General features: G+C 51.6%; 22 protein-coding genes. 21 read left to right on the top strand and 1 reads right to left on the bottom strand.

Going from position 1 to position 25,340, the window contains the following annotated elements; genetic code table 11:
* The first annotated feature begins 63 nt into the window (after positions 1-63).
* The 5 genes from BBD42_RS27795 (at position 64) to BBD42_RS27775 (ending at position 3,571) form a co-directional block, all read left to right on the top strand.
* Positions 64-558, top strand: coding sequence for a YlbF/YmcA family competence regulator (locus BBD42_RS27795; protein ID WP_081418931.1), 495 nt, complete (start codon positions 64-66; stop codon positions 556-558).
* 45 nt (positions 559-603) lie between these two features.
* On the top strand, positions 604-867 hold the full coding sequence (locus BBD42_RS27790; protein ID WP_046230587.1) for a YlbG family protein: 264 nt from the start codon (positions 604-606) through the stop codon (positions 865-867).
* 314 nt (positions 868-1,181) lie between these two features.
* On the top strand, positions 1,182-1,619 hold the full coding sequence (locus tag BBD42_RS27785; RefSeq protein WP_046230588.1) for a hypothetical protein: 438 nt from the start codon (positions 1,182-1,184) through the stop codon (positions 1,617-1,619).
* A 159-nt stretch (positions 1,620-1,778) separates the two neighbouring features.
* The gene (locus BBD42_RS27780; protein WP_046230589.1) at positions 1,779-2,690 is read left to right on the top strand and encodes a selenium metabolism-associated LysR family transcriptional regulator; all 912 of its coding nucleotides are present in this window, start codon (positions 1,779-1,781) and stop codon (positions 2,688-2,690) included.
* Positions 2,691-2,701: 11 nt separating this feature from the next.
* Positions 2,702-3,571 carry a PHP domain-containing protein gene (locus BBD42_RS27775; RefSeq protein WP_237163251.1) on the top strand — a complete coding sequence of 290 codons (870 nt, stop codon included), beginning with the start codon at positions 2,702-2,704 and terminating at the stop codon, positions 3,569-3,571.
* Between the two features lie 148 nt (positions 3,572-3,719).
* Here the strand turns inward: BBD42_RS27775 and BBD42_RS27770 are convergent, their stop codons facing one another.
* On the bottom strand, positions 3,720-5,513 hold the full coding sequence (locus BBD42_RS27770; protein WP_099520800.1) for an Rqc2 family fibronectin-binding protein: 1,794 nt from the start codon (positions 5,511-5,513) through the stop codon (positions 3,720-3,722).
* Between the two features lie 189 nt (positions 5,514-5,702).
* Here BBD42_RS27770 and BBD42_RS27765 point away from each other — a divergent pair, with 189 nt between their 5' ends.
* From BBD42_RS27765 to BBD42_RS32590, 16 genes are all read left to right on the top strand, one after another.
* Positions 5,703-8,495, top strand: a complete 2,793-nt coding sequence (locus BBD42_RS27765) for a calcium-translocating P-type ATPase, SERCA-type (RefSeq protein WP_099520799.1) — start codon at positions 5,703-5,705, stop codon at positions 8,493-8,495.
* A gap of 120 nt (positions 8,496-8,615) precedes the next feature.
* Positions 8,616-9,446 carry a diaminopimelate epimerase gene (gene dapF, locus BBD42_RS27760; RefSeq protein WP_056038606.1) on the top strand — a complete coding sequence of 277 codons (831 nt, stop codon included), beginning with the start codon at positions 8,616-8,618 and terminating at the stop codon, positions 9,444-9,446.
* 13 nt (positions 9,447-9,459) lie between these two features.
* Complete coding sequence (locus BBD42_RS27755; RefSeq protein ID WP_237163250.1) at positions 9,460-11,355, top strand: bifunctional homocysteine S-methyltransferase/methylenetetrahydrofolate reductase; 1,896 nt, start codon at positions 9,460-9,462, stop codon at positions 11,353-11,355.
* 435 nt (positions 11,356-11,790) lie between these two features.
* The gene (gene remA, locus BBD42_RS27750) at positions 11,791-12,051 is read left to right on the top strand and encodes an extracellular matrix/biofilm regulator RemA (protein ID WP_005548256.1); all 261 of its coding nucleotides are present in this window, start codon (positions 11,791-11,793) and stop codon (positions 12,049-12,051) included.
* A 13-nt stretch (positions 12,052-12,064) separates the two neighbouring features.
* Positions 12,065-12,682: a guanylate kinase gene (gene gmk, locus BBD42_RS27745; protein WP_099520798.1), complete on the top strand. Its 618-nt coding sequence runs from the start codon at positions 12,065-12,067 to the stop codon at positions 12,680-12,682.
* A 15-nt stretch (positions 12,683-12,697) separates the two neighbouring features.
* Positions 12,698-12,907: a DNA-directed RNA polymerase subunit omega gene (rpoZ, locus tag BBD42_RS27740; protein ID WP_056038602.1), complete on the top strand. Its 210-nt coding sequence runs from the start codon at positions 12,698-12,700 to the stop codon at positions 12,905-12,907.
* A 737-nt stretch (positions 12,908-13,644) separates the two neighbouring features.
* Positions 13,645-15,714, top strand: coding sequence for a bifunctional aldolase/short-chain dehydrogenase (locus BBD42_RS27735; RefSeq protein WP_099520797.1), 2,070 nt, complete (start codon positions 13,645-13,647; stop codon positions 15,712-15,714).
* Between the two features lie 22 nt (positions 15,715-15,736).
* Positions 15,737-16,108 (top strand): sensory rhodopsin transducer, encoded by a 372-nt coding sequence (locus tag BBD42_RS27730; protein ID WP_099520796.1) that lies wholly within the window; start codon positions 15,737-15,739, stop codon positions 16,106-16,108.
* A gap of 33 nt (positions 16,109-16,141) precedes the next feature.
* Positions 16,142-17,362, top strand: coding sequence for an L-rhamnose isomerase (rhaI, locus tag BBD42_RS27725; RefSeq protein WP_099520795.1), 1,221 nt, complete (start codon positions 16,142-16,144; stop codon positions 17,360-17,362).
* On the top strand, positions 17,359-18,825 hold the full coding sequence (locus tag BBD42_RS27720) for a rhamnulokinase (protein ID WP_099520794.1): 1,467 nt from the start codon (positions 17,359-17,361) through the stop codon (positions 18,823-18,825). Before rhaI ends, BBD42_RS27720 begins: the two co-directional genes overlap by 4 nt.
* Before the next feature lie 26 nt (positions 18,826-18,851).
* On the top strand, positions 18,852-19,610 hold the full coding sequence (locus BBD42_RS27715; protein WP_099520793.1) for a DeoR/GlpR family DNA-binding transcription regulator: 759 nt from the start codon (positions 18,852-18,854) through the stop codon (positions 19,608-19,610).
* A gap of 160 nt (positions 19,611-19,770) precedes the next feature.
* The gene (locus BBD42_RS27710) at positions 19,771-20,499 is read left to right on the top strand and encodes a (Fe-S)-binding protein (protein WP_099520792.1); all 729 of its coding nucleotides are present in this window, start codon (positions 19,771-19,773) and stop codon (positions 20,497-20,499) included.
* On the top strand, positions 20,496-22,022 hold the full coding sequence (locus tag BBD42_RS27705; protein ID WP_099520791.1) for a LutB/LldF family L-lactate oxidation iron-sulfur protein: 1,527 nt from the start codon (positions 20,496-20,498) through the stop codon (positions 22,020-22,022). Before BBD42_RS27710 ends, BBD42_RS27705 begins: the two co-directional genes overlap by 4 nt.
* Positions 22,015-22,743, top strand: a complete 729-nt coding sequence (locus tag BBD42_RS27700; protein WP_099520790.1) for a LutC/YkgG family protein — start codon at positions 22,015-22,017, stop codon at positions 22,741-22,743. Before BBD42_RS27705 ends, BBD42_RS27700 begins: the two co-directional genes overlap by 8 nt.
* Positions 22,744-22,791: 48 nt before the next feature.
* A complete protein-coding gene (locus BBD42_RS27695) occupies positions 22,792-23,499 on the top strand; it encodes a FadR/GntR family transcriptional regulator (RefSeq protein WP_099520789.1) in 708 nt (235 codons plus the stop codon).
* Between the two features lie 662 nt (positions 23,500-24,161).
* Positions 24,162-25,217, top strand: coding sequence for a peptidoglycan-binding domain-containing protein (locus tag BBD42_RS32590; RefSeq protein WP_099520788.1), 1,056 nt, complete (start codon positions 24,162-24,164; stop codon positions 25,215-25,217).
* Positions 25,218-25,340 lie beyond the last annotated feature (123 nt).

Genomic DNA, 25,340 nt, shown 5'->3' with positions numbered 1-25,340 from the left:
GTACTATTTAAGCTAGTATGCTATGATAGATAAGGAAGTAAGCGAATGAGATGAGGTGGAAAAATGCCTGCTACTAAGGAGCTCTCGGCTGTTCTACCCATACACCCTGAAGGTGCAAGCGGTGTTTCTTCGCTCGATATGGCGTCGCTGCTGCTTTGTGCTTACGAGCTGGGTGATTGGATTAATCAGTCGGCTGAAGTTGCCGAATATTTATATTGGAAAGACGCGGTCAGCGAGGATGCTGATGTTAAGGCGCTGACCAGGAAGTTTGAAAAGGCGAAAGAGCTGTTTGAGGAATGCCAGCGTTTTGGGCGTTTTCATCCGGATTTTCATGCAGCCAAAGATAAAATTAAGCTGGTTGAAGCCGAGCTCGCCCAAATCGAGGCGGTCGTTCGATTCAAATCAGCGGAGCAGGCTGTTGATACGATGCTGTTTGAGGTATCACGGACCATTGCTGAATCAGTATCGGACACGATTAAAGTGCCGAGCAATGAAGCAAGCGGCGGCGGTTGCGGAAGCGGCGGATCATGTGGCTGTGGAAGCGGCGGTTGCGGCTAGGCGGCTCTGCTCGGTGTGAATTTTACACTTGTGGAGGGAATCGTATTGTTACCTGAACGGACGGGTTATATTATATGGGTCAGTGACCTAAAGGCGGCCAGATCGCTAGAAAAACACGGCACCGTTCATTACATGTCGCGCAAAATGCACTATGTCGTCATCTACGTAAATGCCGAACGTGCCGAAGAAGTGCTGCGCAATATTGGACGTTTGCCTTTCGTTCGCAGAATTGAACGTTCCTTCCGGAATGAGCTGCGAACGGAATATACGAAAGACAGTGAAGACAAAACAAGATTTTACAGCATGTAGCTGCTGGCAGCGAACAAGCTGTGCGCAATAGCCCGGGTGGGGTACAACCACCCGGGCTATTTTTTTATGCCTAGCAATATAATGAAAGTAGTCTCCGTAAGAGAGAAGCTAAAAAATGATTTCGGAAAAGGAAAGCGAAACGCTGAGTTAGCAAGCCTGTGGCGGGATCATAATCAGAACCGCGGTCGCGGCGGCGTCACGTCAACTGTTATTTTTGAGATTCAGCATTTTTTCTGTTGTAAAATCGGTCAATCATGGTAAAATACTTGATATATTAGTCATAAAGGCCTGGTTCTTTAGGAGGAGGGTTCGTGATGAAGGACAAGTTGACGAAACGATGGAGCACCTATGAAACGTTCTATGTCGATCTGGGCGATATGAAAGTTTCTGATATTGTCATTACGAATCATGCCCGTAGCCGCTGGATTGATCGAGTTGAACATGAGAAAACTGGCTATGAGGACATCGCAGAATTTTTGTGGGAATGCTTGAAGCAGGGCAGAATCGAGTCGTATTACCGCAATGAGCAGGATGTCTATTTAATTGACAATGATTTGGTTTTCGTAGCTGAATTTTCGCCTTCCCTGACAGATACGGACATCTTGGGGAACCCGCTGCACAAAATGATTATCGTGACCTTTCTCGGCCGCATGTCGGAGACGATGGAGCTTCGAGATTTGAAATCCTACTATTCCTGGCTGCGCCATTCCCGGCGAATGACGCTCGTTAAAAATAGCCGCAAGAAGAAATAAACGGGCCCTTATACGGAATTAAAAATAAAAGCGCATCTTCGATTCGCAAGCATGGTGAAGCAGCAGCCAGCCGTGCGATGAACGAGAGTTGCGCTTTTTCGTGCGTTTTAGCCTAGCCATATAGTATAATATAGGGCAAAGGAAAGGGTGGTCGGCCAGATGGCGCTTAATTTTCATCAACTGCATATTTTTTATACCGTCGCGGAACGGGGCAGCTTTTCGGCTGCGGCGCAAGCGCTCCATATGACCCAGCCGGCCGTGACCATGCAGGTTCAGTCGCTGGAGGATTATTTTGGCACGAAGCTGCTGCTGCGTTCAACAAAGCGAATTGAGCTGACGGAAGCGGGGCAGGAGCTGATGCCGTACGCGAGACGCAGCATTGAGCTAATTAGAGATACAGATCAAGCGATGAGCTTGTTTACAAAGCAATTAAAGGGACGGCTGCTGCTTGGAGGCAGTCTGACGATTGGAGAATACATACTTCCGCGGCTGCTCGGTCCTTTCGGTCAAGCTTATCCGGACATTGCCATCAGCATGAAGGTGATGAACACGGCGCAAATTATGGAGGATATCATTAATCATCAGTTGAATTTTGGGCTTATTGAAGCGCCTGTCAATCATCCGGATATGCAGATGGAGGCCGTCATGAGCGATGAGCTGCACCTCGTAGTGCCCCAGGGCCACCCGCTAGCGGGGCGGACGGATGTGACGCTGACAGAGGCGGCCAGCTATCCTTTTGTGCTGCGTGAGCAAGGCTCTGGAACGAGGCTTGTGATGGAAGAGCAGCTGAAGCGCAAAAATATTGATCCTTCCGATCTTAAGGTCGTCATGGATCTTGGAAGCACCGGCGCGGTAAAATGTGCGGTAGAAGCGGGCTTAGGCATATCTTTTCTGTCCTCCTCATCGACGAAGCATGAAATTGCGCTAGGCTTGTTGCACAGCGTGCCGATTGTAGATACGAAATTTAAACGGCAGTTTTATTCGATATATTTGAAATCCGCGCTGCTGCCGATTTCGGCGGTCACTTTTTTAACGTTTCTGAGAGAAAATGATTTGAGAAAATGGCTATGAGGAGCAGTGAGATGAGACAAGCTGATTTGCATACACATACGACGGCTTCCGACGGTACAGGCTCACCAAGCTACAATGTGCAGCTAGCAAAAGCAGCAGGGCTGGCGGCTATTGCAATAACCGACCATGATACGATGGCTGGGGTGGAAGAGGCGCTGGCGGAAGGCGAACGATTAGGCATCACGGTGGTGCCAGGAGTAGAGCTAAGCACGGTGGCAGATGGCCAGGACATTCATGTGCTCGGCTATTATGCGAATTGGCGGGATCCATTATGGCAGCAGCGCCTTACGGGGCTGCGTTCAGTTCGCGACAAACGCAATGAGCTAATCGTTGCCAAGCTGGTAGAGCTGGGCATCGACATCACGCTGGAGGAGGTTACAGCGGTCGCGCTGGAGCACTCTGGCGACGCGGCGGGCGGGAAGACGGTAGGCCGTCCGCATATAGCGGAGCTGCTCATTCGCAAAGGGGCTGTCTCCACCATGCGGGAGGCGTTTGACCGTTATCTGGCTTCGGGAAGCGCAGCCTATGTCAATCCGCCTCGCGTGAATCCTTATGAAGCGATTACCTGGATCAAGGAAGCGGGTGGCGTGAGCGTGCTGGCTCATCCTGGCTTATACAGCAACGACGAGCTGGTGGAGGAATTGATTCGCAGTGGCGGCGTTCAAGGCATTGAGGTTTATCATTCCGATCATGGCCCGCAGGAGGAAGCGAGATATTTGCAGCTTGCGGAGCAATACGGCTTGATTGTAACTGGAGGCTCTGATTACCACGGCGAACGGGAAGGCAAAGTATTTCACGGGGCAATTGGCAGCCGGACGGTGGATGCGGGCGTCTTGGAGCAATTGAAATCTGGATTGAACTTGAACGATATGAGTTCGTAAAGATAGGTCTTTTTAAATGAAAAGGACGTGACCAGCTGTGCTTAGCAGCGGGTTCACGTCCTTTTTTATGGCGTGCAGGCAATTTAGGCCATGCAGGCAAGGCCAAGTTGTACAGAGGAGGCTGGCCTTTTGCAGCCTACTGCTTTAATTAGGTGATTTTTGAAGGCAATGCTTTAATGCGCTGTTCGTCTGGCGTAATGAAAAGCGTCTTCTGATGATCATAGATGACGAAGCCCGGCTTGGCGCCGCTTGGCTTATGCACATGGCGAATCATCGTGTAGTCCACGGGAATCATGCTGGACGATCTTGCTTGACTGTAATGCGCTGCCAGCATAGCTGCCTCTTCAAGTGTAGCATCGCCAAAGCTGCCCCCGCGGATGACGACATGCGAGCCCGGGATGTCCTTTGTATGCAGCCAAGTGTCGGAGGAAGAGGCGAGACGGTTCGTCAAATATTCGTTTTGCGTATTGTTTTTGCCTACGTAAATCGCAATATTTTCCGAAGAGGTGTAACAGAGCAGAGAAGGCTGGGCCGCCTTTTTGCGTTTCGCTCCACGCTTGCTGCCGCGATCCCTCAGGTAGCCCTGCGCAACGAGCTCCTCGCGAATTTCTTCCGTGTCGGCAAGCGACGCATTATCCAGCTGCTGAAGCAGGGAGGACAAATAATCGATTTCTGCCTTCGCCAGCTCCATCTGTTCGCCAACGACAGCAATGCTGTTCTTATGCTTCGTATAGCGGCGGAAATAACGCTGCGCATTGTCAGACGGTGTGAGCTGCGGATCCAGCTCTATCGTGACCGTCGCTTGATTTTCATCATAAAAGTTAACCAATGTCGCTGCTTTATCCCCGCGCTGGATTTGATGCATGTAGGCGGTAAGCAGTTCGCCAAGGACGCGGTATTTATCGGCATCATGCGCATCCACCAACGTTTCTTCCAGCTTGTCGATTTTTTTAATGTTTTTGGCTTTTTCGTTTTGCACAAAACGAATCAGATCGGAGGCGCGCTGCTTCACCGTATCCCGTTCGGCTTTATCGCCATAGAACGCTTCGAGCATTTCGCTGACGTTAGGGAAGCTTGCGGTTTCCCCTTCCAAATGAGTGAGCGCCGTGAGGGAAAAATAAGCTTTGCCTTTCGCGTTCGTTACGATGGCGGGCTCAAATTCTCCCCGCTTTGCTTTGTCCATTAACTCTGAAAAGCTTTGCCATAAGGCAGCTTCGGAATCATTAGCGCGGTACGCAATCTCCTTGGCAAGCAGCGGGCTCAAACCGCTGAAAGCTTCTACAAGCTGCTGAAAAACGGGAGCATCTGCACTAGCTTGCTTCTCTACTGCTTGCGTGCTGTCAGCTTCAGCGCCAGCTGCTTGCGTATGATCTGGCTCCGGCTTGCGAAGCGCTTCGCGGAACTGGTCCTCTTGGGCAATAGCAAATGGATCAAGCTTACCTTGGTCAGGGGGAGAGACGTAGCTGCTGCCCGGCATGACGATGCGGAAGCTGCTGATGGAAGGCGTGACATGATGGATGCCGTCATGGATGATGCCCGTAGCCGGGTCCAGCAAAATAATGTTGCTGTGCCGCCCCATAATTTCTATAACAATGCGTTTCAACGATAAGTCGCCGAGCTCGTCGCGGTGCCGGATATCGATATGTATAATTCGTTCGCGTCCGATTTGGCTGATTGCTTCAATGACGCCGCCCTCGCAGTATTTGCGCAGCAGCATGCAGAACATCGGGGCTTCCATTGGATTGACGTATGTGCCCGTCGTCCAATGAAGCCGCGGATAGGTGGGATTGGCGGACAGCAGCAGCTTGCCGCTCATTCCGGCTCCGCGAATGCTGAAGATGAGGTCGTTTGCTGTCGGCTGATGGATTTTATGAATGCGGGCGCCAATGCAGCGCTGCAAATCATCGGTAATTGCATGTATGACAATGCCGTCTAAGGCCATAATTCGCTAGCTCCTTTATGTTTCAGGTCACTGAAGGGCTCCTGAAATCGGTACGTATCTCTCTATCATGCCATAGTTGAAGCAAAAACTTAACCCCTTGTTGGGATATTTTGCGGGTTGTCCGAATACATTTAGGCTTGAGAGGCTGTCCGAGGGGCGCTGAGGCATATACGGGAGGGAAAAGAAGCGATGGAACAATTGAAATGGCATCAATTGGGTAAAGGGGAGCTGACGCAAGCGCTGAACAGCATCCCGGAGCAGGGGCTGGCTGCCGCTGAAGCGGCGGAGAGGTTGCAGCGGGATGGGCACAATGAGCTGACCGAGGGCAAGCGGGTATCGCCGATCATGCTGTTTCTCAATCAGTTCAAGGATTTTATGGTATTGGTGCTCATGGGCGCTACTCTTATATCAGGGCTTTTGGGCGAATATTTGGATGCGGTAACGATTATCGCCATTATCGTCATTAATTCCGTGCTCGGCTTCGTGCAGGAGTTTCGGGCGGAAAAGTCGCTGCATGCGCTAAAAGAAATGTCGGCCCCGTCGGCCAAGGTGCTGCGCGGCGGGCAAATGATGGACATTCCAGCCAAGGACCTGGTCGTTGGCGATGTCATTGTGCTGGAGAGCGGGGACCGGATTCCTGCTGATGTGCGGCTGCTTGAGGCGAACAGCTGCTATACGGAGGAGTCTGCCTTAACGGGCGAGTCGGTGCCAGTCGGCAAGCATGCGATGGCGATTTCCGAAGCGGAGCTGCCGCTCGGCGATCAGCGCAATATTGGGTTTATGGGCACGATGGTCACACGAGGCACTGCGAAGGGCATGGTCATTCGTACCGGAATGAAGACGGAGATGGGCACGATTGCCGAGCTTATCCAGCAGACGGAGTCGATGGAAACGCCGCTGCAGCATAGGCTGGAGCAGTTGGGCAAAATTTTGATCGCCGTCGCCATTGGCCTGACGATTATCGTTGTTGTAGCAGGAATTTTGCATGGACAGCCTGCTTATGGCATGTTTCTGGCTGGCGTCAGCCTTGCTGTAGCCGCTATTCCCGAAGGGCTGCCCGCTATTGTGACGATTGCGCTCGCGCTTGGCGTGCAGCGGATGATTAAGCGCAAGGCTATCGTCCGTAAGCTGCCGTCGGTAGAGACGCTTGGCTGTGCCTCGGTTATTTGCTCAGACAAAACAGGCACGCTGACGCAAAATAAAATGACCGTCACGACCATTTGGATGGGCGGTCGCCGCCTGGATGTGACCGGGCAGGGCTATGAGCCTGTCGGAGCGATTTTGGAGGGCGGGGAGCCCGTCGATATGAAGCATGACGCCTCGCTTAAACGGCTGCTGCAAATTGCCGCGCTGTGCAATAATGCATCGATTTATCAGGTGGAGCCAGAGGATGGCCGCAAGCGCAGCAGCAAAAACGCAGGGGAGGCCAAGCAGGAGTGGGTGCTCAATGGCGATCCGACCGAAGGAGCGCTCGTCGTGCTGGCAGCGAAGCTCGGCTTGACCGCCAAATCGCTGGAAGGGCTCTACAAGCGGGAGCGGGAGTTCCCGTTCGATTCGGAGCGCAAGCTGATGTCCGTATTGGCTGCCCATCAAGGAGGTCGCGTCATTTATGCGAAGGGCGCACCAGATGTGCTCATGCACCAGTGCAGCTATGTGCTGTGGGATGGCAAGGTTGTGCCGTTTACAGGGACGCTTAAGCAAAAATATGCCGAGGCCAGCGAAGAAATGGCCCAATCAGCGCTGCGTGTGCTCGGTCTCGCCTATCGCGACCTGCGGGCAACGGATAAATGCAATAGCGAGGCGGAGGCGGAAAGCCAGCTTGTATTTGTAGGGCTAACGGGCATGATTGACCCGCCGCGCCGCGAAGCGAGAGAAGCGATCGCCGTATGCCGCCGAGCAGGCATCAAGACGGTGATGATTACAGGCGACCACCAGTTGACTGCGGAAGCCATCGCTGGACAGCTGGGCATTATGCCGCGCGGAGGCATTGCGATGAGCGGCAAGCAGCTGGAAAGCATGAGCGATGAGCAGCTCGATCGACTCGTTGACAATGTATACGTTTATGCCCGCGTGTCTCCAGAGCATAAGCTGCGCATCGTCAAATCGCTCCAGCGCCAAGGGCATGTCGTTGCAATGACGGGTGATGGGGTAAACGATGCGCCAGCAATCAAGGCGGCTGATATTGGCATATCTATGGGCATCACCGGAACGGATGTATCCAAGGAAGCGTCTGCCCTTATTTTGAGCGATGACAATTTCGCTTCCATTGTTTCAGCCATTGAAGAGGGGCGGAATATTTATGAAAATATCCGCAAATTTATCCGCTACCTGCTGGCCTCTAATGTCGGGGAAATTATGACGATGCTGCTCGCTATGATGGTTGGCTTGCCGCTGCCGCTCGTGCCAATCCAAATTTTATGGGTCAATTTGGTGACCGACGGGCTGCCGGCGATGGCGCTTGGCGTCGATCAGGCAGAGAAGGATTTAATGAACCAGAAGCCGCGCTCGGCGAAGGAAAATATTTTTGCCCGCCGCCTTGGTTGGAAAATCATCAGCCGCGGCTTGCTAATCGGTTTATGTACGCTTGGGGCATTCTGGATTACGCTGATTGAGGCGCCGGGAAGCACGGAGCATTTGGTTAAAGCGCAAACCGTCGCGTTTGCAACACTCGTAATGGCACAGCTCATTCATGTGTTTGACTGCCGCAGCTCGCGCTCGATTTTTCACCGCAATCCGCTGCAAAACCGTTATTTGGTGCTCGCTGTGCTATCGTCGCTCATTATGATGCTTGGCGTGCTTTACATTGAGCCGCTGCAGCCTATTTTCAAAACGGTGCCGCTTGGCCTGCGCGAATGGTGTCTCGTCTTTGTTGCAGCGGGAATTCCGACGTTCCTTATGGGAATTGGCAGCGTGCTGGGCACATCCAAGCCTAAAAAACAATCGGGCAAGCTGACGTTTGGCTCCAAAATGTCGACCAGATAACATAAAAGTACAAATGTTGATGTATTTAATGAATAGTGTTTATCCAAGCTTTGCGGTATGCTATCATTAATCAGAATCTTTTATTTATCAATGATAGCCGCGGCAAAGGAGCGTACACATATGAATTTCACGAAAATGCATGGATTAGGAAATGATTTTATCGTTATTGCGGGCGAGCAGCAGCTGCCTGATAACGCAGCTCAGCTTGCGATCGAATTGTGCAACCGATTTTTCGGTATTGGCGCAGACGGTCTTGTATACATTTTGCCTTCGGAAAATGCGGATTTCCGCATGCGCATCATCAATTCTGACGGCTCTGAAGCAGAACAATGCGGCAATGCGATTCGCTGCGTTGCAAAATACGTGTATGACAACGGCTTAACCAATAAGGAGCTCATTACGATTGAAACGCTTGGCGCAGGTGCACAGGCAGTGCAATTGAGAGTAGAAGGCGGCAAAGTTCAAAGCGTTCGCGTTGATATGGGCGAGCCGATTTTGAATGGCCTGGCGGTGCCGACAACGGTAGACCAGGAGCAGGTTGTGGAGCATCCGATTGAGGTAGACGGCCATGAGTTCCGCTTTACTGCTGTATCGATGGGCAATCCGCATTGCGTTATTTACGTAGATGATGCGGCTAATTTCGACTTGGCTGCATGGGGGCCCAAGCTGGAGACCCATCCGATGTTCCCGCGCAAAATCAACGTAGAGTTTGTAACGGTCAATTCCCGCGAGCATACGGAAATGCGCGTTTGGGAACGCGGTGCAGGCCCGACGCTTGCTTGCGGTACAGGCGCCTGCGCGACGGTCGTTGCTTCGGTGCTCAACGGCTACACAGACCGGACGGCAACGGTGTCGCTGAAGGGCGGCGATCTGCTCATTGAATGGAATGAAGCGGACAATCACGTATATATGACAGGGCCAGCGGCAGAAGTTTTCCGCGGCTCATTATAAGGCGGACACGGCTATGGGAGAGATGAACAGCAAACCGGATTTGCGCTCAGCAATCGCTGAGCGCATCTTAACTGGGGATGGCGCAATGGGAACCTTTCTGTATCAGATGGGGTTCCCTGTCGGCGTTTCGTATGAGGAATTTAATATTTTGCGTCCTGATGTTATTGAAAATGTTCACCGCCGCTATTATGAAGCGGGAGCACAGGTTATTGAAACGAACACCTTCTCGGCAAACTTGGAAAAGTTGTCGATTTACGGTTTGGAAGCGGAAATGGAAGCGATTAATCGTGCGGGTGTCCGCATTGCCCGCGCTGCATCCGGCCCGGATGCTTACGTAGTTGGGGCGGTCGGCTCGATTCGCGCCGGAAAGCTTAAAAATACAAGAACCGTCCGCGTGAGCGATGCATATGAACGCCAAATGGCGGCGCTGCTGACAGAGGGCGTTGACGGTTTTATGCTTGAAACGTTTTACGATCTAGACGAAATGCTGCTTGCCCTGCGAATTGCCCGCAAGCTTACGGATATTCCGGTCATCTGCCAGTTTGCGGTTGAAGACGTTGGCCGTACACAGGATGGCGTAAGCTTGAAGCAGGCGTTCGACCAGCTTACCGAGGAAGGCGCAGATGTCGTTGGCTTCAATTGCCGAAGCGGCCCGAACGGGATTATGCGGGCGATGAAAGCGATTGAAGGGGAAGCCACATGGCCGCTGTCGATTTTTCCTAACGCTGGTATTCCCGATTATGTGGATGGCAAATATACGTATGCGGCTACGCCGGAATATTTTGCGGCATCTGCACGCGAATTTGCGGATTACGGAGCGCGCATTGTCGGTGGCTGCTGCGGTACGACTCCTGAGCATGTCGCTGCAATGGCAGCGGCGCTGAACCACTATTCACCGCAAAGCGGTTCGCAGGCAGTAGCAGGCACAGCCGTTCTGGAAGCAGAGACGATTGTTATTAATGAACAACCTCCGCTGAAGCTGGAAATTCCGGATGTACGCATCCCAAGCGAGCCGAACATCGTGGATACGGTCCGCGAGCGTCATACCGTAATTGTCGAGCTGGACCCGCCGCGCGATTTGGATATTAGCAAATTTATGGCGGGAGCAGCAGCGCTTAAGGCATGTGGAACGGACGCTGTTACGATGGCGGATAATTCGCTAGCCGTTACGCGCATGAGCAATTTGGCGCTCGCAGCGCTCGTGCAAGAGAAGGTCGGCTTGCGGCCGCTCGTGCACATTGCCTGCCGGGACCGCAATTTGATCGGTACGCAATCCCACTTGATGGGCCTTGACGCGCTGGGCATTGACCATGTGCTTGCGGTAACAGGCGACCCGGCCCGTTTTGGCGATTTGCCGGATTCCAGCTCCGTCTATGACTTCACCTCCTTTGAGATGATCCGCATGACGAAGCAGCTTAATGAAGGCATTGCCTTCTCCGGCAAGCCGCTGAAGCAAAAAGCGAATTTCATCGTCGGTGCCGCCTTCAACCCGAATGTGAAGCATTTGGACAAAGCAGTGCAGCGTTTGGAGCGCAAAATCAAATCCGGCGCCGATTACATTATGACACAGCCGGTCTACGATCCGGCTTTGATCAAACAGGTGGCAGAGGCGACAAAACATCTTCCGATTCCTGTTTTTATCGGTATTATGCCGCTTGCGAGCGGGCGAAATGCCGAGTACCTGCACAATGAGGTGCCGGGCATCCAGCTGTCGGATGAAGTTCGCCAGCGGATGGCAGGCCTTGAAGGGGAAGCGGGGCGCGCTGAAGGCGTTCGTATCGCCAAGGAGCTGCTCGATGAGGCGGTGCTCCATTTCAAAGGCATTTATCTAATTACACCGTTTATGTTTTATGATATGGCGGTCCAGCTTACGGAATATGTTTGGGAGAAAACAGGCGTTCATCGCTAATCGCATCGAAATGAATAAGGGGAAAGTGCCATTTTCATAAATATAAGCATTTATAAGTTTCACATTTATAAATGGGCTTATATTTCACCGCGAAACGTTAGCTTTGCCGCCAGAGGAAGGCGACAGCCGTTTCACCTTGGTAGAATTTGCGCTTTGCCCTTGTTCGTTGCGCCAAAATCATTTAAGATGTATACTAATGAATACTGCCTCCCTGACTGGTTGGAATAGCAAGGCGAGGACAGGCTGTCGTACAGTTCGGATGTTGTCTATACGTCCGCCTAGCGGAAAACGTATGCCCCGGACTTTTTTCGTCAACAATAATGCAATAGTTCTGCCGTTATTTGGCAGGTGGAGTGCATTCATCGTCCAAATACTTATACTTAATATCTTGTTTATTCGGGCAGTTGCACGAGGGAGACCGGAGGGGGAGCTTACTTGGCTATTAAACTAATTAATATTGGCTTTGGCAACATTGTGTCAGCCAACCGCATTATTTCAATCGTGAGCCCCGAATCGGCGCCGATTAAGCGGATTATCCAGGAAGCGCGCGACCGTCATATGCTTATTGACGCCACATATGGAAGACGTACGCGAGCGGTAATTATTACGGACAGCGACCACGTTATTCTATCAGCAGTACAGCCGGAGACGGTAGCACACCGTCTTTCCACTAAGGATGACGATAACGACGAATAGTACGGGGAGTCTTATGAATAAGGGATTGTTAATTGTATTGTCCGGTCCATCCGGCGTAGGTAAAGGGACGGTTTGCTCCGTTCTGCGGAAAAAGATGCCTAATCTCGTATACTCTGTTTCGGCGACAACTCGTTTGCCGCGGCAAGGGGAAGTTGATGGCGTAAACTATTTTTTTAAGACCCGAGAGCAGTTTCAGGAAATGATGGCTCGTGATGCCTTGCTGGAGCATGCGGAGTATGTCGGCAATTGCTACGGCACGCCGCGCGATTTCGTTGAACGGACACTGGCAGGCGGTCAGGACGTCATTTTGGAAATTGAAGTTCAAGGCGCATTGAAGGTTAAGGAAAAGTTTCCGGAAGGCGTGTTTATTTTCCTCGTGCCGCCATCTTTGGATGAGCTGAAGCAGCGCATTACAGGGCGTGGCACGGAGACGCAGGACACGATTAACCACCGGATGACGGTGGCGGAAGAAGAGATGAATCTGCTCAGCCACTATGATTATGCGGTCGTGAACGATGAGATTGAGGCGGCTTGTTACCGGATTGAGAGCATCCTTACCGCCGAGCATTGCAAGGCAAGCAAATATTTAGCGGAGCTGGGCGAGCTGCCAGCTGCAATCGAGAAAGCCTAAGCGAGGAGATGGAACATGTTATACCCTTCTATTGATGAAATGGTTAAGAAAGTCGACAGCAAATACTCGCTAGTCGTTGCAGCATCCAGACGCGCGCGCATGCTGCGCAATGGGGAAAAATCCGAGCTTAAATCGCCAAGATCGGCGAAATTTGTCGGTGTAGCGCTTGAAGAGATTTACGGCGATATCGTTGTCGTAGAATCGAAAGAACCGATTGAAGACTAGGCTGCTGGCCCTTTAGCCAGCTTATATGGCATTCAGGAGAGCAACCGTCATTTATGGCGGTTGTTTTTTTGTTTTGGAAACTGGGGTATGCATGCAAACCGAATTTGGGCTACTGCTCCTTACTCAGCGCTTATTTGAATCCAATCTCATCTGATGGTACAAGGCTCTTAAGGTAGCTCAGCAAGCGAGTGTTAAAGGGACCATGCAGCTCGGGATAGGCGGCCTCTATTTGTTTAGGACTGAGGTTCCGCTATTTAGGCTTTTTAGCCGATTTGAGGCCGCAAGCGGACAGGAATGCGGTTATAGCCTTCGTCATCCTATCAAATACCGTTTGGCAGCGCATTAGCGTCTCCTGAGTCCGCGGCTACTGTCATAACGTGTGATTCAGTTGAATTAGCAGTCGCTGTGTCCGCCAAAAATCCATGCACAAGGCTGCCTCACCAGACGCAGCTCCTAATCATGTTTGAAGCGAAATTCAATCAGAATCTGCATTTGGTTTATTTGCATTTGCATACACGCTCTAAAGTTAGTAATGGACCATCCTTCGTGCAGGGTGGTCTTTTTTCTATGTGAGGGTATTGGTGGGGCTACAAGGCGGGATTAAACATAGTATTTTTACTTTGCGTATTTTCAAGTCCGAAATCTTTGTTTTTGTTTGAAATATGTATATTCAAAGACAAACAAATATGATAGTATAAAAACAAGCAAAAACAAATATGATTTCGGAGGTTTGCAAAATGGTACAATCTTTATGGAATGCCTCTCTTGCAGCAGAAGTTGAAGCAGGTTTGGGTGAACTTGTATACCGTTCTAATATTATTGGCGCTGATCGCCGTGTATGTAACTGGGGAGGCGGCAACACTTCCTCCAAAACAATCGTAAAGGACTTCCGCGGCCGTGATGTGGAAGTGATGTTCGTTAAAGGCAGCGGCTCCGACCTTGCGTCCATGAAAGCGGGCAATTTCACTGGCCTTCGCATGGAAGACATTCGTCCATTGTTCGAACGCTCGGAAATGTCTGATGAAGATATGGTAGCGTATCTTGTTAACTGTATGATCGATTCCAAGCATCCGCGCGCTTCTATTGAAACGCTGCTGCATGCGTTCCTGCCGTTCAAGCATGTCGATCACACGCATCCGGATGCGATTATTAGCCTGTGCTGCGCAGACAACGGCAAAGCGGTAGCGAAAGAAATTTTCGGCTACCGTTTCGTCTGGGTTCCTTATGTGCGTCCTGGCTTTACCCTTTCCAAAATGATCGCGGAGGGCGTGCTTGCCAATCCGAAAGCTGAGCTGGTGCTTATGGAGAAGCACGGTCTGGTTACTTGGGGCGAGACGTCAGAGGAATGCTACGCAAAAACAATTCAAATCATCAGCGAGGCAGAGGCTTACATTGAAGCTCGCGTTGATGAAGCGAAGCTGTTTGGCGGCGTAAAGCATGAGGCGCTTGCGGCTGATGTCCGCAGAAGCATTGCGGCACAAGTAATGCCGACGATTCGCGGTGCAGTAAGCGACGAGAAGAAAATGATTTTGACATTCGATGACGAAGCCGATGTGCTGCAATTTGTAGGCGGACAAAGCTCCGGAGTCGTTTCCCAAGTAGGCGCTGCTTGCCCGGATCACCTCGTTCATACGAAGGTCGTTCCACTGTTTGTAGATTGGACGCCTAACGCAGACGATGTAGAAGGCCTTAAAGCGAAGCTGAAAGAAAGCATTGCTGCTTATAAAGAGCAATACAAAGCATATTTTGAACGCAACAAGCATGAAGGCGATGTTATGTTTGAAGCGGCTCCGCGCGTTATTTTAATTCCAGGCGTAGGCATGATCAATACGGGCAAAAGCTGGGCCAATTCCAAAGTCAGCGGCGCGCTTTACCACCGTGCGATTGCGGTTATTAGAGGAGCAACAGCTCTTGGCGAGTTTGTGTCGCTTAGCGAAAATGAGTCCTACAACGTTGAATATTGGCCGCTTGAGCTTTACAAATTGTCGCTTGCTCCAGCTGAAACCGAATTTTCCCGCAAAGTGGCGTTCATTACCGGCGGTGCTGGCGGAATCGGCAGCGAAACAGCTCGCCGCCTCGTTTCTGAAGGCGCGCATGTGGTGCTAGCAGATTTGAATCTTGAAGGCGCTGAGAAGGTAGCGGCGGAAATTAATGAGAAGTATGGCGAAAACCGGGCGATTGCCGTTAAAATGGATGTAACGAGCGAAGAGCAGGTGGCTGCTGCTTATGCCGATACGGCGCTTGCTTATGGCGGCGTTGATATTATCGTCAACAATGCGGGCCTCGCTACATCGAGCCCATTTGATGAAACTTCGCTCAAGGAATGGAACCTGAACATGAACGTGCTGGGAACAGGCTATTTCCTTGTCGCTCGTGAAGCGTTTAAGCAAATGAAAACACAGGGCATCGGCGGCAACATGGTATTTATCGGCTCGAAAAACTCGGTATATGCAGGTAAAAATGCATCGGCTTACAGCTCCGCTAAAGCGCTGGAAGCTCATTTGGCCCGCTGTATTGCAGCTGAGGGCGGCGAATTCGGCATTCGCGTCAACACAGTGCTGCCGGATGCTATTTTGCAAGGCTCGGCGATTTGGAACGGCAGCTGGCGCAATGAGCGCGCAGCAGCTTACGGTATTGAGCCGGATCAGCTGGAAGAGTATTACCGCAAGCGTACGACGCTGCTGGTTAATATTTATCCGCGTGATATTGCCGAAGGCATTGCTTTCTTTGCTTCATCGAAATCGGAGAAGACGACGGGCTGCATGCTGACGATTGACGGCGGCGTACCAGCAGCGTTTACCCGCTAATTTTATTAGGAGAGATGCGGATATGTATAAAGCTCAGGGAGAAAAGCATTGGTTTATACCGGACGGCTACATTCCGGAGACGAGCTCCGGCTCGCTGCCCAGCCATGAGTCCATTTGTGTGCTGAATACATCGTCGGAAGAAGCGCTGCTGCGGATTACGATCTTTTTCGAAGACCGCGACCCTATGACCGATATTCTTGTGGTGATTCCTGCCAGACGTACGAAGCATGTCCGCACCAGCTCCTTAGGCAAAAACGGGGCGCCGATTCCAATCGGCGTTCCATATGCCATCGAGCTGCAAAGCGACATTCCGGTCATTGTACAGTACAGCAGGCTGGATTCAACGCAAGCGGAAAATGCATTAATGTCAACGATGGGCTATCCGATTAAATAAAATCATATTTTATAATGGAAAGGGTGTTTGAACATGTCCGATCGCGCGTATCAGCTATTGGAAGAACAGCAGAAGGCCAGAGGTATTAATTTGGATGCCGTCAAAGAGCAATTGAAAACGCTTAAAATTGAAACGCCTTCATGGGGCTATGGCGATTCAGGTACGCGCTTCAAGGTTTATCAGAAGGAAGGCGTTCCACGCACGCCATTTGAGAAAATCGAAGATGCAGCGCAGGTTCACCGTTATACAGGCCTAGCGCCATCGGTTGCGATTCATATTCCTTGGGACAAAGTGGACGATTACGGCAAGCTGAGAAGCCATGCAGAAAATCTCGGCCTCAAGATTGGTGCGGTTAATCCGAATTTATTCCAAGAAGATGAATACATGCTCGGAAGCGTGACGAATGCGAATGAAAAAATTCGCCGCAAAGCGACGGATCATTTGCTGGAATGCGTGCAGATTGCGAAAGAAACAGGCTCGCGCGATATTAGCTTATGGTTCGCAGACGGCACCAACTATCCGGGCCAAGGCGATATCCGCAAGCGTAAAGCATGGATGCAGGAATCGCTTTCCGAAATGTACCGTGCACTTGATCCCCATATGCGGATGTTGATTGAATATAAATGCTTTGAGCCTGCTTTCTATCATACCGATCTGGCAGATTGGGGCATGTCGTATAATTTGGCAATGAAGCTGGGGCCACAGGCAGAAGTGCTTGTTGATACGGGGCATCATCTGCAAGGCGCGAACATTGAACATATCGTCGCTTACCTGATTGACGAGAAGCGTCTGGGCGGCTTCCACTTTAACAGCCGTAAATATGCCGATGATGATCTCATCGTCGGAACGACGAACCCTTATGAGCTGTTCCTGATTTTCTATCAAATTTTGCTAGCTAGCAAAGATAATGATGAAGCGATTCGCAACAACGTCAGCAATATTGCGTATATGATTGACCAATCGCACAGCATTGAACAGAAAATTCCGGCGATGCTGCGCTCGGTACTCAACGTACAGACGCAATTCGCGAAAGCGCTGCTGATCAACCACGATGAAGTAGCAGATGCGCAAAACAGAGATGATGTGCTTGGCGCTGAAGACGCCGTTCGCAAAGCGTTTGAATTCGACGTAACGCCGCTGCTGCATGCCGTTCGCCAGGAGCAAGGCTTGCCGCTTGATCCAATGCGCGCGTATTTGGACAGCAGCTATGGCAAGGATATTCTAGCGAGAGGCAAGGGCGGTGCCAGCTGGTGACCATTCTTGCTTACGATTTAGGGGCGAGCAGCGGAAGAGCGCTGCTTGGCCGCCTCGTTAACAACAAAATCGAAGTGGAAGAAATACATCGGTTCTCGAATGATCCGGTACAAGTGGGAGAGCGTCTGCATTGGGACGTTCTTCGCTTGTATTATGAGATCAAACAAGGCTTGGTTAAAGCCAAGCAGTTGAAGGTAGAGCCGCAAAGCATCGGCATTGATACGTGGGCTGTAGATTTTGGCCTTATTGGAAGCAGCGGCGAGCTGCTCGGAAACCCTTATCATTACCGCGACCGTCATACGGATGGGATGATGGAGAAGGTGTTTACAGCGATTCCGCAGACGGATATTTTCGAGAGGACGGGCATTCAGTTTTTAAGCTTTAATACGATATATCAGCTCGCTGCAATGCAGCAAAATGGATCGCCGCTGCTGCGTGAAGCCCAGCATTTTCTCATGATTCCAGATTTGCTGCGGTATTATTTGACGGGCGATATGCTTAATGAGTTTTCCAATGCGACAACGACCCAGCTGTTCAATCCGCTAACCGGTGATTGGGATGGCGAACTGATTGAACGTCTTGGATTAAATCGCGGCATGTTTGGCCAGGTCGTTCAACCAGGAGCGGACGCTGGCCGTATTCGTCCTTCCGTAAGCGCCGAGCTTGGCGTTGGGAATATTCCGGTTATCGCCGTTGCCGAGCATGATACAGGTTCTGCGGTTGCAGCGGTGCCAGCGCTTCAGCGTCCATTCGCGTATTTGAGCTGCGGCACTTGGTCGCTGATGGGGACAGAAGTAGAGCGTCCAGTCATTAACGAGACAGCTTACCGGCTGAACTTTACGAATGAAGGTGGCGTAGACGGTACGTTCCGCCTGCTCAAAAACATTATGGGCCTCTGGATCGTCCAGGAACTGAAGCGCGAATGGGATCAAGCGGGGCACGGCCAATCCTTTGCAGAGCTTGTCAAACTGGCGGGAGAAGCGAAGCCTTTCACCGCTTTCATCGATCCCGACGCTGCGGTATTTTTGCCGCCAGGCGGCATGGAAGCGCGCATTCGCGCCTATTGCGAGTTGACGGGGCAGCAGCTTGATCGCAGTCCGGGCGCAATTGTGCGTTGTGTATTGGAGAGCCTCGCGTTAAAATATCGTTATGTGCTGGAATTAACCGAGCAGCTTTCCGAGCAGCAGTTTAACGGTCTGCATATGGTAGGCGGCGGCATCCAGAATAAGCTGCTATGCCAGTGGACGGCTAATGCCATCGGCAAGCCGGTATGGGCAGGTCCGGTTGAAGGCAGCGCAATCGGCAATATGATTGTGCAATGGATTGCCCGCGGCGAGCTGGCCGATATATGGGAAGCGCGCAAAGTGATTCGGGATTCCTTCGAGGTGGAGCATTACGAGCCTACGGAGCAGCAAGCATGGCAGGACGCTTACGGCCGGTTTACACAGGTGACGGGGCTGTAGTTTTTTGAAAGAAAGGAGGGCGGCTTATGCTGGTTGCGGAGCGTTATGAAAAAATCGTACAGCTGGTGAATGACAGAGGCAGTATAAGAGTGTCCGAGCTCAGCGAGCTATGCGGCGTAACGGAGGAAACGATACGGCGCGATTTGGATCGCTTGGAGCAGGCAGGCAAGCTGCGGCGTTCGCACGGCGGCGCGGTGAACGTGAAGGATCAGCAGCCGGAGACGCCCTTTACCGAGCGGGAAATTACCCATGCGGAGGAAAAACGGCAAATTGCACAGGAAGCGATTAAGCTTATTAAGCCGAAGGACCGGATCGTACTCGATGCCAGCACGACGGCTTGGTATATGGCTTCGCATTTGCCGGATATCCCGTTGACGGTATTAACCAATTCCATTAAGGTCGCGCTGGAGCTGAGCACGAAGGAGAAGATTGAGGTTATCTCCACAGGCGGGCTGCTCGCTTCACGCTCGCTGTCCTACGTTGGGCCGTTGGCGGAACGCTCGCTTGATGCCTATTACGTCGATAAGCTATTTTTATCATGCAAGGGCGTACATTTAGAGCGGGGGATCAGCGAGTCGAGCGAGCTGCAGGCGCGTATTAAGCTGAAAATGATCGGCATTGCCGATCAGGTCGTACTGCTGGCTGATTCCAGCAAGTTCGGCGTACAAGCTTTTACGCAGGTAGCAGAGCTGAGTGATGTCCATTCTATTATTACAGACAAACGGATTGGTGAGGATACCGTTGCCGAGCTGAAAGCAAGGTCAATGGATTTGACGATTGTGTAAGGCGGCGTTCTAGCAAGCGGGATTTGTCAAAAGGTAATGGGAAGTTTTGCAGCGTGCAGGTTCTTTCCAGACGTTTTGCAGTCCCGCCTGCTTCGTCCAACTTGTCTGACAACCTGATATTATACATTTGTTATTCATCAGAGCAAAAGAGGTGCTAAAGGTGAAAGTATCCTTATTTATAACATGTTTAAGTGACGCGATGTATCCTAGAGTCGGCGAAGCGATGGTTCGGCTGCTGGCGAAATACGGCGTACGGCTTGATTTTCCGACGGTGCAAACCTGCTGCGGCCAGCCAGCCTTCAACAGCGGCTATTGGAAGGAAGCGCGGGAATCAGCGAAGACGATTTTGGATGCTTTTGAGGACAGCGATTTTGTCATTTCGCCTTCCGGCTCCTGCACAGGGATGATTCATCATTATCCGAAGCTGTTTGAAAATGACCCCATTATGCTTGCGCGGGCGAATAAGCTTCAGCAGAAGTCTTATGAATTCACCCAGTTTCTCGTTCAGGTGCTAGGGGTGAAGGATGTAGGCGCGGTGTACCCGCACAAGGTGACCTATCATCCATCGTGCCACGGCAGCCGCCTGCTTGGCATTAAGGAAGAGCCGATGGAACTGATGCGGCATGTCAAAGGGATGGAGCTTGTACCGCTGCCGTTCGCAGAGGACTGCTGCGGGTTCGGGGGGACGTTCGCCGTCAAGATGGCGGACATATCGGGCGCATTGGTGACGGAGAAGGCGGACCATGTGCTGGAGACGGAAGCAGAGGTGCTCGTCGGTCTTGATCTCGCCTGTCTGATGAATATCGCGGGAAATTTGCGCTACCGCAATGAACCCGTGAAAGTGATGCATTTGGCTGAGCTATTGTATGAAGGGGTGAAGCAGGCATGAGTGCACCAGCAGGAACGAAAGTGCCGCCGACGGTCAAAGGCCGGGCAGATCTGGCGTTAAATGACGAGTTTTTGCGCAAGGCCGTTAAATTTACGACAGAGCGTCTGCGCAACGGCAAGCATGCGGCTACAGCCGAGCATGGCAACTGGGAAGATTGGCGCGAACGCGGACGGCAAATTCGGCTGCATACGATTGCCCATCTGGACTATTATTTAAACTTGTTCGCTGACAATGCGCGGGCGAATGGGGTTCATGTGCATTTTGCTTCGACAGCGGCCGAGGCGGTGAAAGTATCTCTGGCGATCGCCAAGCAAGTAAAGGCCAAATCAGTCGTAAAGTCCAAGTCGATGGTAACGGAAGAGCTGCATCTCAATCATGCGCTGGAAGAGCTCGGAATCGAAGCGATCGAAACCGATTTGGGCGAGTATATTATTCAGCTTGCTGGCGAGACGCCCTCGCATATTATTATTCCGGCTATTCACAAAAACCGTTTTCAGATCGCGGAGCTGCTGTCCAAGGAAGCGGGCGAGACGCTTGAAGCGGATACGACGATATTGGCGGGCTTCGTCCGCAAAAAGCTGCGGGAGAAGTTTCTTGAAGCCGACATTGGCATGACGGGCTGTAATTTTGCGATTGCGGAAACCGGATCGATGGTATTGTTTGAAAATGAAGGCAATGCGCGTATGGTGACGACGGTGCCGAAAACGCAAATTACGCTTATGGGCATGGAACGGATTATACCTTCCTGGTCGGATCTTGAAGTGATGGCGACGCTTCTGCCAAGGTCAGCGACCGGGCAGAAGCTGACGATGTATATGTCCGGCATTACGGGACCCCGCCGCGATGTGGACGCTGATGGGCCTGATGAAATGCACATTATTATCGTAGATAATGGGCGTTCCAACCAGCTTGGCGACCCTGAGTTTCAGGAGCTGCTCAATTGTATTCGCTGCGGTGCCTGCCTCAATGCTTGCCCGGTATACCGTCACATTGGCGGTCATGCTTATGGCGGGACGTACAGCGGACCTATTGGCGCGGTGCTCACGCCCGCGCTCCAAAAAAACGTCGGCGACTGGGACGATATCGCCAACGCCTCCAGCCTTTGCGGCGCCTGTTACGAAGCATGTCCGGTCAAAATCCCGCTGCATGAAATGCTCATCTATTTGCGCAGACGCAAGCAAGAGGGCGGGCATCGCGATTTGGCAGAAGCGGGCGGCATGAAAGGATTTTCGGCCATTATGGGCAATTCGGGCCGCTTCAAGGGCGTAATTAAACTAGGCAAGCTGGGACAGCGGCTCGTTTCACGCAATGGCGAAATCCGGCTTAAGCTGGGGCCGCTGAAGGGCTGGAACAGCTACCGCGTTACGCCAAGCCTGCCGAAGCAGTCGTTCCGCGATAAATGGGGCACGCTCGAAGAGGAGCTTCGCCATGGTCTGAATGAGCTGAGCCCAGATGCGCGCAGCCGGATGGAGCAGCTCGTTCGCAATAGAGAGCAAAATGGAGGAGGGCATGGGCATGGCTGAACAGACGCATGAGCAATGGCTGGAAGAGCTTGCAGCAGATTCCCGCCGCAAGCAGGATGCTTTTATGAATGATATTGCAAATAAGCTGGGACGTCCGCGCGCAATAGAGAAGCCGGTGCATCCGTTCCGCGGGGCCCCAGACTTCTGGCAGGAGTATGAATGGACGCTGGAAGAGCGAATTGAACGGTTTACAGCGAATTTTCATAGCAATGGCGGTCATGTCAGCCATTTGTCTACAATGGACGAGGCCAAGCAATTCATTAAGGATAAGGCGACGGAGCTTGGTGCGCGCTATATGATTAGGCAAAACCAGCCGGAGCTTGCCGAAATGAAGCTGGAGGAAGCACTTCCTAACGTAAGCTTAAGCGTATGGAATAGCGATGAAAATGAAAACTGGAAAGCGCGCGCGGCAGAAGCGGATTTTGGGATTGTTGTAGCTGATTATGCGGCTGCTTATACATCATCTATTGCGGTTTTATCTGGAAAAGACAAGGGGCGTTCAGTCAGCCTGCTCCCAACCGTCCTAATCGTCATTATTCCGCTTGAGCGGCTTAAGACGAAGCTTGGAGAGATTTTAATTCCTCTGGATGAAGCAGGGCGTGAAAGCTTGCCGGCAGGCATTCATTTTATTTCGGGGCCAAGCCGCTCGTCCGATATTGAAAATGATTTGACTATTGGTGTTCATGGTCCCGGCGTCGTTTATGCGCTGCTGGTCGGATAGGCTTTCGATTTATTTTTTTAGCGAATTTAGAAAAAGGAGGCGGGTGGCTTGCAAGTAACGAAGCTGACAAAGCGGAACCATTACGAGGAAATAACGGCGCAAATTAAGGCTTTGATCGTTGATGGGGAGCTTAAGGCCGGAGACAAGCTGCCTTCCACTAAGGAGATGTCCGAGCGCTTTGGGGTAGGGCGGTCTACGACTAGGGAGGCGCTTAGTGCGCTTAAAGCGATGGGCCTTATTGACATTCGCCAAGGTGGCGGCTGTACGGTCATAAGCACGCTGCCTGCGGAGTTTGAGCTGCCCGAGCTGCAATCGCTGCGTATGAATCGCCAAACCTTATTGGAGCTGCTGGAGGCGCGCCAAACGTTTGAGGTATCGAATGCTGCTATCGCTTCTTCGAAAAGGACGGCGGACGATCTGGCCGTGCTGAAGGAGCTTGTCGTCCAAATGAAGGCAGCTGCGGGCAATGATCTGGAAGGGGAACGCACCGACCTGCTATTCCATTTGACGCTTGTTAAGGCGACGCATAATACGATTTTGGTACAGCTTTTCGAGACGGTCATGAACCAGGTGGAAACCGCCATTCGCGAAATTCGCAGGGTGGAGCTGTATGCGAACCGCTCGGTTGCGGAGCAGCTTTACGAGGAGCATTTGGCCATTTATAAGGCGGTTGAAGCGCAGGACGCCGAGGCGGCGTCGCTGGCGATGCGGCAGCATCTGCATCACGTCGAAAGCATTTTGATGAAATATGTTTGAGCAGCAGAGGCAGTTCTGGCGAGTACAATCGTTCAGGGCTGCCGCTTTGACATTTAAAGCAGCTTTTCCATATGCACACACGCCACATGCTCACCGGATGAACGGAATTTTAATGAGAGATTGAAAGGCTTATAGCCAAGTAAAAAAGCATGCCTTTCGTATTTGTGTTATGGCATAGGAGATGCAGCTTTACGTCAAAACGGTTATTTTAAAATAATTCATCTTTGTTTTGTGGAAAAGAAGAGATGGTCGAAAGATCGCCCGTTTGCAAAGAGCGATACGTATACATTGATAAATTTACCCATTTCAAAAAATATTTTTACATATGTCTTAATTATTATATATTCCCTTTTAAAGGGCTAGATGAAGGGGTCAACAGTCCATATGGACAATGGAGATAGGGAATGATCCAATATCATCCCATTTTATAGGCAGAGTTTGTTTGAAATGAAAATGTAACGATAAACGATAGTTTGGATTAGCCGCTTATTTTAGTAAGCGGTTTTTTTGTGTTTTACCTTCAATTAATGATTGAAGATAGATTCTCCTTGCCTCCTTGCATAACCGATTTTCGCAAATCGCGGAATGAATTTTAAAAGTTGGGAATAGTAAGGCGTGTGGCAAAACAATATTAAAAAATAAATAAGGATGGTGTATACTGCATGAAATGGGACTGGAGCATTTCCTCTCGCAGGAAATTGGGAAAAACGATTGGGGCCTTACTTCTGGCTGTTGCCTTGATGATGAGCATGCCGAGCACGAGCATGGCTTTTGGAAAAGGTGATCATGGGCCGGATGTGTATGTCGTTCAAGGGATGCTGAAATCAATGGGAAGCTATGCTGGCCCAATCAACGGAAAATTCGACAGCTTGACCGTAAAGGGAGTCAAATATTTTCAGAAAATGCACGGTCTTCCAGTAACTGGTGCGGTCGACAGCCGGACGTTCCAATCCATTACTTATGCTTACAGCCAAGTAAAGTTCCCTTCGGGAGCAAAGGCTAAAAGCGGAGCGAAGGGCAACCTCCGCATTAAAGGAGAAGGCGGAGGCCAAGGCATCGGCGGCGGAGCCGGTCAAGGCGGAGGCCAAGGTATTGGCGGCGGAGCCGGTCAAGGCGGAGGCCAAGGTATCGGCGGCGGAGCAGGCCAAGGCGGAGGCCAAGGAATCGGCGGCGGAGCCGGTCAAGGCGGAGGCAAAGGCATTGGTGGCGGAGCAGGCCAAGGCGGAGGCCAAGGTATCGGCGGCGGAGCCGGTCAAGGCGGAGGCCAAGGTATTGGCGGCGGAGCCGGTCAAGGCGGAGGCAAAGGCATCGGCGGCGGAGCCGGTCAAGGCGGCGGCCAAGGCATTGGTGGCGGAGCCGGTCAAGGCAGAGGCCAAGGAATCGGCGGCGGAGCTGGTCAAGGCGGAGGCCAAGGTATTGGTGGCGGAGCCGGTCAAGGCGGAGGCCAAGGCATCGGTGGCGGAGCCGGTCAAGGCGGAGGCAAAGGTATCGGCGGCGGAGCCGGTCAAGGCGGAGGCCAAGGAATCGGTGGCGGAACGGGTCAAGGCGGAGGCCAAGGAATCGGTGGCGGAGCTGGTCAAGGCGGAGGCCAAGGCAACGGTGGAGGCCAAGCTCCTACTACTAAGCCTGCTCCAATGGTAACGCCAGCGCCAACTACAGTTCCGGCTCCAGCAACACCTGCGCCAACTGTAGCGCCAAAACCAAAATCATATTACTAAAAGAAATGGAATGAGCAAATCATTCCGATCCTATACAAAAAAACGAGCCATAGATGAGATTCTATGGACTCGTTTTTTTTAGCATTATTTTTCAAAAGTTTGTTTAAAGTTTAGTTAAGGACG

The sequence above is a fragment of the Paenibacillus sp. BIHB 4019 genome (assembly GCF_002741035.1).
GTDB lineage: Bacteria > Bacillota > Bacilli > Paenibacillales > Paenibacillaceae > Pristimantibacillus.
The sequence above is the reverse complement of the archived record's forward strand: the minus strand, read 5'-3'. Positions and strand labels throughout refer to the sequence as shown.